General features: G+C 43.8%; 10 protein-coding genes. 4 read left to right on the top strand and 6 right to left on the bottom strand.

What is annotated here, in order from left to right; translation table 11 throughout:
* Positions 1-16: 16 nt before the first annotated feature.
* Both OCV56_RS18955 and OCV56_RS18950 read left to right on the top strand, forming a co-directional pair.
* The gene (locus OCV56_RS18955; RefSeq protein ID WP_086712682.1) at positions 17-1,579 is read left to right on the top strand and encodes a methyl-accepting chemotaxis protein; all 1,563 of its coding nucleotides are present in this window, start codon (positions 17-19) and stop codon (positions 1,577-1,579) included.
* 207 nt (positions 1,580-1,786) lie between these two features.
* The gene (locus OCV56_RS18950; RefSeq protein ID WP_086712769.1) at positions 1,787-2,401 is read left to right on the top strand and encodes a hypothetical protein; all 615 of its coding nucleotides are present in this window, start codon (positions 1,787-1,789) and stop codon (positions 2,399-2,401) included.
* Between the two features lie 89 nt (positions 2,402-2,490).
* On the opposite strand, the gene tkt is transcribed toward OCV56_RS18950, so the two are convergent.
* Positions 2,491-4,482, bottom strand: coding sequence for a transketolase (gene tkt / locus OCV56_RS18945; RefSeq protein WP_086712683.1), 1,992 nt, complete (start codon positions 4,480-4,482; stop codon positions 2,491-2,493).
* Positions 4,483-4,568: 86 nt separating this feature from the next.
* On the bottom strand, positions 4,569-5,519 hold the full coding sequence (tal, locus tag OCV56_RS18940; protein ID WP_046209277.1) for a transaldolase: 951 nt from the start codon (positions 5,517-5,519) through the stop codon (positions 4,569-4,571).
* Positions 5,520-5,979: 460 nt separating this feature from the next.
* Between tal and OCV56_RS18935 the strand changes: the two genes are divergently transcribed.
* Positions 5,980-6,987 carry a sugar-binding transcriptional regulator gene (locus OCV56_RS18935; RefSeq protein ID WP_086712684.1) on the top strand — a complete coding sequence of 336 codons (1,008 nt, stop codon included), beginning with the start codon at positions 5,980-5,982 and terminating at the stop codon, positions 6,985-6,987.
* A 168-nt stretch (positions 6,988-7,155) separates the two neighbouring features.
* On the top strand, positions 7,156-8,523 hold the full coding sequence (locus tag OCV56_RS18930; protein ID WP_190960458.1) for a glycoside hydrolase family 18 protein: 1,368 nt from the start codon (positions 7,156-7,158) through the stop codon (positions 8,521-8,523).
* Between the two features lie 65 nt (positions 8,524-8,588).
* On the opposite strand, the gene OCV56_RS18925 is transcribed toward OCV56_RS18930, so the two are convergent.
* From OCV56_RS18925 to OCV56_RS18910, 4 genes are all read right to left on the bottom strand, one after another.
* Positions 8,589-10,883: a putative bifunctional diguanylate cyclase/phosphodiesterase gene (locus OCV56_RS18925; RefSeq protein ID WP_086712685.1), complete on the bottom strand. Its 2,295-nt coding sequence runs from the start codon at positions 10,881-10,883 to the stop codon at positions 8,589-8,591.
* 329 nt (positions 10,884-11,212) lie between these two features.
* Positions 11,213-12,061: a sulfurtransferase gene (locus OCV56_RS18920; RefSeq protein WP_086712686.1), complete on the bottom strand. Its 849-nt coding sequence runs from the start codon at positions 12,059-12,061 to the stop codon at positions 11,213-11,215.
* A 71-nt stretch (positions 12,062-12,132) separates the two neighbouring features.
* The gene (locus OCV56_RS18915; protein WP_086712687.1) at positions 12,133-12,447 is read right to left on the bottom strand and encodes a hypothetical protein; all 315 of its coding nucleotides are present in this window, start codon (positions 12,445-12,447) and stop codon (positions 12,133-12,135) included.
* A gap of 156 nt (positions 12,448-12,603) precedes the next feature.
* Positions 12,604-13,158, bottom strand: coding sequence for a hypothetical protein (locus OCV56_RS18910; RefSeq protein ID WP_086712688.1), 555 nt, complete (start codon positions 13,156-13,158; stop codon positions 12,604-12,606).
* Positions 13,159-13,161 lie beyond the last annotated feature (3 nt).

Below are 13,161 nucleotides of genomic sequence, written 5' to 3'. Positions count from 1 at the left end.
AGCAAAAGTTAATATAATGACTGTCAGTTTATCTTCTCAATCTCGTGAAACGCTTCTCAGCGAACACGAACAACTTGTATCAACGACGGATCTCAAAGGCGTGATTACTTACAGTAATGATGCTTTTTGCCGTATTGCAGAATACAGCCAGCAAGAGTTGCTAGGGCAACACCACAATATAGTAAGGCATAATGACATGCCGAAAGCCGCTTTTGCTGATATGTGGGTTAACCTAAAGCAGGGTAAAGCTTGGCGTGGCATCGTTAAAAATAGAACCAAATCTGGTGGATACTATTGGGTCGATGCTTACGTCACGCCGATTTACGAGAGCGGAAAGGTGAGTGGCTACCAATCTGTACGTGTTAAGCCTAAGAATGAATGGATACAAGTTGCCGACAAAGCCTATCAAGGCTTATTGAAAGCTGAAAAATCTGGCCGTCAATGGTCATTACAGATCAGTGATAGTGTTCGCTATGCCGTGTTATTGGGCTCTCTGGCTGCGCCTCTGATTTCAAATCTTGTCGAAGTAGGACAAGTATCTCAATGGCTTCTTAGCTTGCTACCGGTTTCTGCATTAGCTCTGCTTTTCCGACAAGAGCTGATTGATACTCCCTTACAGCTGAAAAAACTGCAGTCGAAATTCGATAGTGTGAGCCGCCTGGTTTATTCGGGTAACAGCAAATTCTCAGTGGCCGATTTTCACTTAAAGCTGTTATCTGCTCGAATTCGCACGGTACTCGGCCGTATGACCGATTCTGCGAAACCACTGCAAGATTTAGCCGATAATCTGAATGCCACATCATTTGAAGTTTCAGAAGCGTTAGATCAACAGACAAAGGACATTCTACAAGTGCGTGAAGCAACGGAAGAGGTTGAAGTCACGGCGAATGAGGTCTCTTCTCGTACTGAAGAAGCGCATCAGATTGTTGATGTAACTCTACAAACCTGTGCGGGTGCTAAAGAGAGTATTAACCAAACTCACCGCAACCTTGAAAACCTTGCTTCACAGGCTGAGAAAGCAACACATACGACGTACCAGCTAAGCGACCAAGCGCAAAGCGTCAGTAAGATCATGGAAGAGATCGGCGGTATTGCCGAGCAAACCAACTTGTTGGCATTGAACGCAGCGATAGAAGCAGCGAGAGCGGGCGAACAAGGTCGAGGTTTCGCTGTAGTTGCAGACGAAGTCCGTGCGTTATCCGGTCGAACATCTAAGGCGACGGTTCAAATCAAAGAGAGCATTGATACCATGCTCGCAACGATTGAAGGCTGGCAAAAAGATATTCTGGCAAACAGAGAACAAACAGACGCGTGTGGCGATGTAGCCAAGGTAAGCTCAGAACGCTTATCGGAAGTTGAGAACCTGATGCAATCGATGAACGAGTTGATGCAGTCGGTAGAAAATTCTGCGCATAAACAGCGTCAACTATCGAGTGATGTAAACCTCCATATGCAGTCTATCGCTTCGACCGCAGAGCAAAACTTGGTTGCGACGCATTCCGTGAAAGACCATTCCACAGAACTCAAAGAACAAGTAAACGAGTTTTATCAGCTAGCTAAACGTTTTGAAGAAAAATAACTGTCAGAGCTAGTTGGAATGAGAAATAAGAGAAAGCCTTGCGAAATTAGCAGGGCTTTTTTGTGGCTCAGTGTTTCGTTTTGAAAATCTTTGAAACATAAATAAAACACCGTTCAATTACGGTTAGGTTACACTTCTACTATTCCAATCAAATTTTGAGTTACTGAGATGCGCCCTCTTATTTTTACCGTTTTTTGTTTCAGTCTTATGAGTTTCCAAAGCTTGGCTTCAAAGGGTTCTCACTATCTCTACACGGGATATCAGAACACACGAGTCAGTGATGATGGTTTTCAAGATTACTTTGAAGGCTCTTACAACAATTCCGGCAGTAAGCAGCTTTACGGTGGCTATCTCGGCGGCAATTATGCGGTAACAGATTCTCTGTTTTTTGGTTTCGATTCTTCAAAGACGACACGATCTTCAACGACCTTGTCCGATCTGTCTATTCAATTGGGTTGGTACCATTCGGTCACTCAACAGGTTGAACTGTACGCAGCTGGAGGCGTTAACTGGGTGAAACCTAAGAGACGCTCTTCGTGTCGCAATGACAGCATTCTTGATCCATGTAACAGGGAAACCAACAAAAACTACGATGAAGGGTTTATCGGTGAAGCAGGTGCAGTGGTTTCGATTAACGAACGTTGGTCAGTGCAACCGTTTTACAGTTATACAGATACCTATGAACATGGTGTAAATAGTTTGGGGGTGGTTAGCTCAGTTGAGGTGATCTCATGGCTCGCTATTGATGCGGGGTATGATCATACTTATAGCAAGAATTTAAGACAGAATACGATTCGAGTAGGAGCGCGGTTTTCGTTCTAACGGTAAAAGTTTACAGATACAAATAAGCCCTACTCAAAAGAGTAGGGCTTTCTATTATGTGCTTAGAAATCAGCTAACTGATTAGCCAATTAAGCTAGAAGCTCTTTTGCTGTGTTTACTACGTTTTCAGTAGTGAAACCGAACATCTTGAATAGCTCGCCTGCTGGTGCAGATTCGCCAAATGTTGTCATACCGATGATCTTGCCGCCGAAACCAACGTACTTGTACCAGAAGTCAGCGATGCCAGCTTCTACAGCGATACGTGCAGTCACGTCAGATGGAAGTACAGCCTCACGGTATTCAGCGTCTTGCTTATCGAATGCGTCAGTTGCAGGCATAGAAACTACGCGTACTTTCTTACCTTCAGCCGTTAGTTCAGCAGCAGCGTTAACCGCTAGCTCAACTTCAGAACCTGTTGCGATTAGGATAAGCTCAGGCTTGCCTTCACAATCTTTCAGGATGTAACCACCCTTAGCGATGTTAGCTACTTGTGCTGCATCACGATCTTGCTGTGCAAGGTTTTGACGAGAGAAGATAAGTGCAGAAGGACCATCTTTACGCTCGATTGCCAGCTTCCAAGCAACAGCAGATTCAACTTGGTCACATGGGCGCCATGTGCTCATGTTTGGCGTTAGACGTAGAGAAGCGATCTGCTCAACTGGTTGGTGAGTTGGACCATCTTCGCCTAGGCCGATAGAATCATGCGTGTAAACTTGGATGTTCTGAGTTTTCATCAGAGCAGCCATACGCATAGCGTTACGAGCGTATTCCATGAACATTAGGAACGTTGCGCCATATGGTACGAAACCACCGTGCAGAGCGATACCGTTCATGATAGCCGTCATACCGAATTCACGTACACCGTAGTGGATGTAGTTACCAGAGAAGTCGTTTGCTTCAAGAGACTTAGAACCAGACCACATAGTCAGGTTAGAAGGCGCAAGGTCAGCAGAGCCGCCCATGAACTCTGGTAGCATAGCACCGAATGCTTCTAAAGCATTTTGAGATGCTTTACGTGATGCGATGTTTGCTGGGTTAGCTTGAAGATCTGCAATGATTGCGTTTGCTTTCTCTTCCCACTCAGCTGGTAGATCACCGTTTACGCGGCGTTTGAATTCAGCTGCCAGCTCAGGGTATGCTGCTTCATAAGCTGCAAGTTTCTCGTTCCACGCTGCTTCCTTAGCTGCGCCTGCTTCTTTCGCATCCCACTCTGAGTAAACTTCCGACGGAATTTCAAAAGGACCGTGCTCCCAACCTAATTCTTTACGTGTTGCTGCAATTTCTTCAGCGCCTAGTGGTGCACCGTGACAGTCGTGCGTACCTGCTTTGTTTGGAGAACCGAAGCCAATCACTGTTTTAGTACAGATTAGAGTAGGGCGAGGATCTGCTTTAGCTGCTTCGATAGCGGCATTAATAGCGTCAGCATCGTGACCATCTACTGCTGGGATTACGTGCCAGCCGTAAGCTTCGAAACGCTTAGGTGTATCGTCAGAGAACCAACCTTCCACTTCGCCATCGATAGAGATACCGTTGTCATCCCAGAAAGCAACTAGCTTACCAAGACCTAGCGTACCCGCTAGAGAACATGCTTCGTGAGAGATACCTTCCATCAGACAGCCGTCACCCATGAATGCATAAGTGTAGTGGTCTACGATGTTGTGGCCTTCTTTGTTGAATTGTGCCGCAAGCGCTTTCTCAGCCATTGCCATACCAACAGCGTTAGTGATGCCCTGACCTAGAGGACCAGTAGTCGTCTCGATGCCTGGTGCATAACCGTACTCTGGGTGACCCGGAGTCTTAGAGTGAAGCTGACGGAAGTTCTTAAGATCTTCAATTGAAAGCTCGTAACCTGCTAGGTGAAGCAGAGAGTAAATCAGCATAGAGCCGTGGCCGTTAGACAGAATAAAACGGTCGCGGTCAGCCCACTCTGGGTTCGCTGGGTTGTGGTTTAGGTGAGAGCGCCAAAGTACTTCAGCGATGTCCGCCATACCCATAGGTGCACCAGGGTGACCTGAGTTTGCTTGTTGTACGCCGTCCATGCTTAGAGCACGAATAGCGTTAGCTAGATGTTTGCGGTTCATAGAAACTTCCGAATAAAAATTAAGATAAACAAATTGATAAAAGTAGGGGAACTGAACGTTCCCCTATTTGAATTTGGTGAGAGTGATTACAGCTTAGCTGCGATCATGTCTTCTAGTTTGCCTTGGTCAACTGCGAAGTTGCGGATGCCTTCAGCTAGCTTCTCTACAGCCATTGCGTCTTGGTTGTGATCCCATAGGAACTCAGCGTGAGTCATCGCTGCTGGACGCTCTTTAGTGCCGTTAGAGTCGATTAGCTTCTCTACTACTTCGCCTTCTGCTGCTTCTAGGTCTGCTAGAAGTTGAGGTGCGATAGTTAGACGGTCACAACCAGCAAGTTCAAGGATCTCGCCGATGTTACGGAAGCTTGCACCCATAACAACAGTCTTGTAACCGTGGTCTTTGTAGTAGTTGTAGATATCAGAAACTGAGATTACACCTGGATCTTCTGAAGCTTCAAAATCACGACCTTCTTTCGCTTTGTACCAGTCCATGATGCGACCTACGAAAGGAGAGATTAGGAATACGCCAGCTTCAGCACAAGCACGAGCTTGAGCGAAAGAGAATAGAAGCGTTAGGTTACAGTTGATGCCTTCTTTCTCTAGGATTTCAGCAGCACGGATGCCTTCCCAAGTAGAAGCCAGTTTGATAAGGATGCGGTCGTTAGTGATGCCAGCGTCGTTATACATTTTGATAAGTTGACGAGCTTTAGCAACGCTGCCTTCCATGTCGTAAGAAAGACGAGCATCAACTTCAGTTGAGATACGGCCTGGAACTACTTTAAGGATTTCTTTACCGATGTTCACGTTAAGCATGTCGCAAGTGTCTTGAACTTGCTGTGCTTTGTCATCGCTTTGCGCTTTAGCGTATTCGATAGAAGCATCGATTAGAGGTGCGTACTCAGCAATTTGAGCGGCTTTAAGAATTAGAGATGGGTTAGTTGTTGCATCTTCAGGAGTGTACTTGCTGATAGCTTCAATATCGCCAGTGTCAGCTACAACAGTTGTTAGTTTACGAAGTTGCTCTAATTTATTGCTCATTTTGATCATCCTATGTATCGCATAACACCCCTTTTAATGGGAGAGGTGCGGGCATTTGCAAGCTAACTAATGAAGTTCTCAATGGTTGTACCAGTGAGCCAAACTTACATTAATTTAAATTTTTCTCCGAACGAACATTTGCACAGAACATTTGATCGCTCGATGAGTAAATGATGTAGCCATATTTATCCGTTCTAGCACCAAAGTCAACGGTAAATAGTCCTGTATGGTGACTTCAGTCAAATATATTTCGCTCTAGTAATCATGGGGTATGCAAGCAAACGTTTAACGGGCATAGGGTGGTGAATTAATCAACAATAAAACCAAGGCCATCACCGTGAACAAATGTTCCTTGTTGTTACATATGTTCACGGTGTAAACTTGTGTATCACTTGCTGATGCATCGAACATTTGTTCTCAAAGCAGGTAAAATAATTGTTAAATATAGGTTGCGTGGTATATGAGTAAGAATATCCAAGATGTTTCCGAAGAAAACACTGATCTCCTCACTGAAGTGGCAGTTGCTTATTATCAGGATGGCGCGACACAAGAAGAGATCTCTAAAAAGTACTCTATCTCTCGTGCAAAGGTTGGTCGAATGCTCAAGCAAGCCCGAGATGAGGGCATTGTTGAGATCACCGTGAAATACCACCCAGTATTCAGTGCCAAGATAGAACAACGCTTGATTGAGCGCTTTGGTGTGAAACGTGCACTTGTGGCATTAGACCAACCGAACGAAGAGAAGCAGCGACTCCAAGTTGCAGGCTTAGTGTCTAACTATCTAACCAGTACACTGAAAAACGGGATGGTGGTAACAGTAGGGCAAGGGCGTAACGTATCTTCTGTTGCTCATCATACTGGCGTAATTACGCCTCGTGATTGCAAATTCGTGTGCGGTATCGGCGGTATTCACCCAAGAGGCGGTATGTTTAATGCCGACCATATATGTAGGCAGCTAGCCAAAAAATACGGCGGATCTTCCGAGACCTTGTACGCGCCTGCTTATGCAGAGAATAAAGCACAAAAAACGGCATTCATGGAAAATAGCACCGTTAAGCAAACACTCGATCTAGCCCGAAAGGCTGACGTTGCTTTAGTTGGTATTGGTGACATGAGTGAAAACAGTTATATGGTCGACTTAGGCTGGTTTACTGCTGGAGAAGTGGTTCAATCTCGTTTACTCCAAGGTGTGGTTGGTGACTTCGCTGGTTATGACTTTTTTGACGTTCACGGTAAAACTGCAAACACAGTAATGAGTGATCGTGTGATTGGTTTGGCCTTGGAAGAGTTCCGCCCAATAGCGGAAGTTATTGCCATCGCAGCAGAGAACAGTAAACCATTAGCTCTACTAGGTGCGCTAAGAACAGGTGTTGTAGACGTGATTGCTACTAGCGTAAGCAATGCGTTGACGGTACTGAACTTGGACGAGCAACTTAGTGTGAATAAACACAACGGCAGTGAACAGTAAGATATTCACTGCCGTTGAATTCACTATTTGAGTAATCATGGAAATTCCCCCTAATGAAACCAGTGCAATAAGGGGGATAACTATTAGATATGACTCGAATAGTGAATTTGTTCAGCGGTTGAAAGAATTATCACTCTTTAATGTTAAGCCACACTAAAGGAGATAATTATGAAACTGTCATTTATCACAAACGCTATTTCTAGCAACAGTGACCAATCAAGTTCTATCTTTAAACCTAATTCCATCATTGCGCTTAGCTTAATAGCCACGGCTTGTATACTCACACCTACAACACATGCCGATGATAAAGTCGTCGCAGGGTATTTTGCGGATTGGCAATATCTGAATAAAGACAACCCTTATACCGTTGACGACATACCAGCAGACAAGCTCTCACATATTATTTACGCCTTTTTGAGCATGTGTGGTCCTCATAGCGGTGCTGGTGAGCCCGTCCAAAAACAAGTTAAGCAGCAATGTGCAGACAAAGAACCATATACCGCGATTATTGTGGATAAAGAAGCTGCGTTAGAAGTCGATTTCGGAGACGTGGATGTTGACGTCGCCTATAACGGACACTTTGCTCAGTTAGCTCAACTGAAGGCCGACAATAAAAATATCAAAATATTGCCATCATTTGGTGGTTGGACAATGTCTGAACCTTTCCATGCGATGGCGAAAGATCCTAAAGCCATTGCCCACTTTTCAAAAACTGCTGTTGAGTTGATCCAAAAATATGACTTTTTTGATGGTATTGATCTTGATTGGGAATACCCAGGAGGCGGTGGCTTAACCACTTCGCCTTGGAACCCCGAGACTAAACTAACGGATGAGCAAAAAGCGCTAGAGCGTGAAGCGTTCACACTTTTAGTAAAAACAATTAGAAGTGATTTGGACGATCTATCAAAGACGACTCAAAGAGATTACGAGCTTTCAACAGCTGTCGGTGTTGGTCCTAAAGCAGCGCAAATTGATTGGAACGCAGCCAGCCCATATTTGACTAACATGTTTGCTATGACTTATGACTTCCTCGGGGGCTGGGGAACTCAGACTGGTCACACAACAAACTTACATGCCACAGAGCGTAGTTGGTGGGGGATGGGCGCTGATGTCTTTATTAATCAAATGATTGAACAAGGTATTCCTAGCGAGAAGCTCGTCATCGGAGCGGCTTTTTATGGCCGAGGTTGGCAAGGAACAAAAGACTTTGCTGGAGAGTTGCCTAAAGGTGATTTAGTTTCTGAAAAAGGAACGGAGTTTGGCACTGGTGAAAATGGTTACTTCATGTTCTGGGATCTTATGAATAACTACAGCAGCAAGCAAGGTTACGAGTACAAGTACGATGAACAAGCTCAAGCACCTTATTTATGGAACACGGATAAAAAGGTATTCATATCTTTTGAAGATCAGCGTTCTATTAAAGCAAAGGCAGAGTGGGCGAAGAAATCTAAACTAGGCGGCATTTTTACTTGGGAGTTATCAGGAGATCCTTCAGGACAATTGATAGATGTTATGTATAGTGAAATGAATAAATAGCCCGCCACAAAACAAGCATAAGGTAGGTAATTATCCGCCTACCTTATTTACTTTGCTCGTCTATTTTAAATAGAACATTCCGCGTACTCGGTCACCTGTAGATTTAGGTGAGTAGTCAGCTCATCGTAAGGGATAGGGCGAGAAAAGTAATAGCCTTGCATCAAATCACATCCACAGGCCTTCAGTATCGAGAAGTGTTCGTTTGATTCTACGCCTTCTGCTAATACCACCATGCCGAAGTTTTTACCGATAGCGATAATGTTTTGAACCATGGTGAGTGACTGCTGATCGACAGCAATGTTCTCAATAAAGCTCTTATCGATTTTAAGCTCATCGATAGGGAGTGCTTTCAGCATACTGAGAGACGAATAACCAGTGCCGAAATCATCTAAAGAGATCTTTATATTCTTCTCTTTCAAGGCTTCAAACGTCGGCTTCACCAGAGTCACATCTTCAATGAATAAACTCTCCGTAATTTCTAGCGTTAAACAGCTAGGAGAGAGTTGATACCTTTCTAGTGTCGCGAACAAGTGCTCAGAGAATGATTGATGAGAAAACTGACGCACTGATATATTGATCGAAAGCCCAATCTTTTGTTCCGTTGTTCGGTGCAAATGTGCGATCTGCATAATGCTGGACTCAATAATAAAAGCCCCAAGTTTTTGCATTAACCCTGTGTTTTCAGCTACCGGTATAAACACATCGGGTGGAACAAAACCCAATTCGTCATCAACCCAGCGAACGAGTGCTTCTACACCATGAATACTCTCATTTGCTCGAACTAGCGGCTGAAAAACCATGAACAGTGTTTGTTTCTCTATAGCGATACGCAGCCTTTGCTCTATTCTCATTTTGTAGAGGTGAGCATCTTGCATCTCCTTTGTGAAAATGCTGTACGAGTTCTGCTGCTGTTTCGCTTTGTACATCGAAATATCGGCAGAACGTAACAGGCTATCTAGATCTTTTCCGTGTTCAGGGAAGCGTGCCACACCGATGCTGCAACCTAGCAAAAACTGAGCATTTTCAACTTCATAAGGTTGAGAAAGTACTTCAATAATACGCTTGGCGAGTCGTTTAATCTCAGCTTCATTTGACAATGGTGTTAAGAACAAAAACTCATCGCTTGATTCTCGTACTAACAGGCTGAGGCGAGATCGAAACCTCATCAAACGCAAAGCGATCTGTTTGAGAACCTTGTCTCCAAAGTCATGCCCGTGGGTGTCATTGACGCATTTAAAGTTATCTATATCGATAAACAATAGCGAAAACTGCTCAGACTCATCTTCAATCCACTTGTCAATATTTTTACGCATGTACAGACGGTTTGGGAGAGAGGTTAATGGGTCGTGGTTAGCCTGGTAAATGAGCTGGCTACGAGTCCGCTGTTCGTTCTTGGCAATCGACTTAACCAAAAAGTAGAAGCCAAACTGAAGAAAAATAAAGGCAACAAAAAGGATGCTGAACTCTTGTAAAAATATACCATCGACGTGAGTTAGGTCAGTACGTCCTACCACCCATAATTTGTAGTTTGGGATGTATTTTGCGCTCATCAAAGAGTGGTATTGTTCATCGTCGACGACAAAAGAGTAGGTTTCTTGTCCATTCATCGCTTCTTGCACGCTAATGCCGAAGTGTTCAGTAAAAGTGCGCGCAATACGTTGTATGACATCTTTACCTACTGGAGAGGAATACGCACTCACAGATTCGATATCACTTGAATAAAACTGGCGATAGCTGTCTGTTCTGATCAGGCTTAGTGTATTGAAACTTCCGACATGAGCATTATTTTCAAATACGATTGTGGCGTCTAAGCGTAGCCCTGCGGTCATTACAGCATCGGTTTTCTTACCATCGATTGAAATGGATTTTCTTAGCGGAATAACCAAGCTATTCAACGACTCTTGAAAATAGGTACGTCCAAGTACCATGCTACGGCTTGATAGAGCGTCCAAAAAAGAATCTCTCGTTGCCGCGTAATTCAGCAAGTTCTTTTGATTAGCAAGTTGGAGGTTTGAGCTGATCGATAGGTAGTCACCCTCGGTGTTCAACAAGCCAAACGCTGCTATAGCGGGGTGGGTTTCAAGTAACTTGTCTAAAATGGGTCTAATTTGGATAGACGCAGTACGTGTAAAATCAGACTGTTGAGCCAGTTGATGGCCGACCACTTCTAACAAGGCTTCTTGACTGGTCAGTAGCGAATTGACGGAGCTAGAAAAAAGCTCAACCTGAATGTGTTGCTGCTCTGTGAAGTCGTCTCTGTTTGCTTTCCAGTTTGTTACCCCCAACGCGGCGAAAAATATCAGGGTCAGTAGTACGATAAATGCGTACAGCGACCAGATATTTTTCTTAAATAGAGCCATGAGATGCCTTTTGTTGGTTACTACTTTTAATAGGGTGCAAGTGACAAACTATTGGATGCCAATATGATGTCTAAAACTAAGAAGACACATCGATAATGACTAATGATTAAATAGTGTAACGACTACGTTTCGGGATTCTTGAGTAAGAAATTAACATTCATAACAACGATAACGATTAGTGTTTGATTAATCTAAGTTTATTGTTGGCTAATTGCAGAGAGCTCAACCGAGAGTCGTTACGGTATAATAACAAAGAGCTTCTCCTTTTTAGGAGCAAGCTCTTTATGCATGTGCAGTATATTCTAACAGTAGCAGTAAGCGAAGTTGAATTACTTTTTAGTCACGGCGATAGGCAGTTTGTCGTTGGCACCCCATTCTGTCCATGAACCATCGTAAATGCCCATTTCACCTGTATAACCAGCGAGTTTAGCGGCTAACAATATGATGCAGGCTGTTACTCCAGAGCCACAGCTAAAGAACATAGGTTGAGAAGGGGTTAATTCTAGTGCTGAAAAGATATCGACAAGCTCTCCTTGGGGCTTTAATTTGCCGTTGTCGAGTACTTGTGCAAAAGGTAGGCAAATTGAATTTGGTATATGGCCACTACGTAAGCCTTCACGTGGTTCAGGAACTTCTGAATCGAAGCGAGCTTGAGAACGAGCATCTATAATGTTTGCGCTCATGTCACTTGAGTAACCTTCAATTTTCTGAGCATTTACAAAATAGTTGTCTTGAATATTGCCTTCAAAATTACCCGCTTTTATTTCGGTTCGATAGTCAGCCTCGGTCGCGTAACCAGCTTCTATCCAAGCGGGTAAACCACCATCCAAGATATATACATTGTTGTGTCCCATCGCCATAAACATCCACCACGCACGGGGTGAAGCGAAGGTTCCGGAGTTATCGTAAACCACAATCGTACTGTCTCGATTGATGCCAATTTCTTTTGCGCGAGTGTTGAAGTGTTTTTCGGTCGGGAACATGTGAGGAAGCAGAGTGTGCTTGTTACAAAAATCTTTGTCGTAATCAAAACGAATCGCCCCAGGAATCATTTGTCCTTTGATCTTTTCGGACTCATTTGGAATTTGAAATTCGATGCTGGCGTCGAGGATGATGATGTTGTCTTTTTCTAGCAAACGTTGTTGAAGTTGTTCTGGTGAGATGAGTAGCTGATTCATTCTTGTTATATCCATTCTTGTTGTTACTTCGAATACTATTGTTATTTCGAATACTGTTGTTATATCGATGGCTACTGCTCAGCTCGACAGTCAATGAACTGATAGCTGCTTTGTCCGGTTATTTGATTAGTTAATGTATCAAGCGTCACCATAGAATCAATAGGACAGTCTGTGGCAGGAGCGACAGATACACGAAATATTTCCTGGTCACTCGCTTGTAACGTTAGATAACGTCTATGCCCGTCAAGCGATTGGGTGAGAGTGTTAGCTATAACCTTAGCCTTTAACTGCTCTCCGGAGCTTGACGTTATAGGAAAGGAAGTGAGGAGCCAGATCAAGACGGCCCCACAACCTAAGATTAGCAAACCAAATTTCAACGATTTCATTCGCATACGCCTTAAAAGTCAGTACTTAAAATATAAGTTAGGTAGTTTAGAAAGTGAATGTAATTAAAAAGAAACCGAGGCTTCGGTTAGTTGAACAATAAAAAAGTGAGCAATAGTGCTCACTTTTAGTTCTATAGGTTGTCGTGTTGCCTCTGACTACCAAACTATCTGAGAATCACCGCTGGAAACCACTTGTTGCAATGGAGGTTGACCATCGTAAAACCAAATCTCTATCAAGAGTGCTTCATGGTTTACTGGTGCTGCAAAGTTTGAGGCGAACACACCATTGTCTAATGGACCTGCAATTACTTTACTGGAGTAATCGGGCTTCAAAGTTGAGTCATCTCTTGTACTAAAACGGCTGTAAACGGTCACAAAAGAACGGTCTGTCGAAATGCTGCTGATGTCGATGTCGAGATCAAACTGTTCAACAGAGTCATAATTGAATCCGTCAGGTACAACTAAGTCCTCCATTGTAAAAGCCTGTGCCGTCACTGGGCTGGCCGGAGTTGTGGCTGGTGTCGAAGAACTACCGCCACCACCTCCACCGCCCCCACAACCGGCTAGTATCAAAGGAGCTGCAGCCAAAATAACGGCTAGTGACTTCTTCATATTCCAAGAGCTTTGTGCAGACATATTATTTTCCTTAGAGAAGTTGGTTCTCAACTCAACGCTATGATGTTCTCGATTTTGTTTATCTTTGATAGTCATGAC

Origin of the sequence: Vibrio gigantis (assembly GCF_024347515.1) — a bacterium.
Taxonomy (GTDB): domain Bacteria; phylum Pseudomonadota; class Gammaproteobacteria; order Enterobacterales; family Vibrionaceae; genus Vibrio; species Vibrio gigantis.
This window is presented reverse-complemented; position numbering and strand designations above follow the sequence as displayed.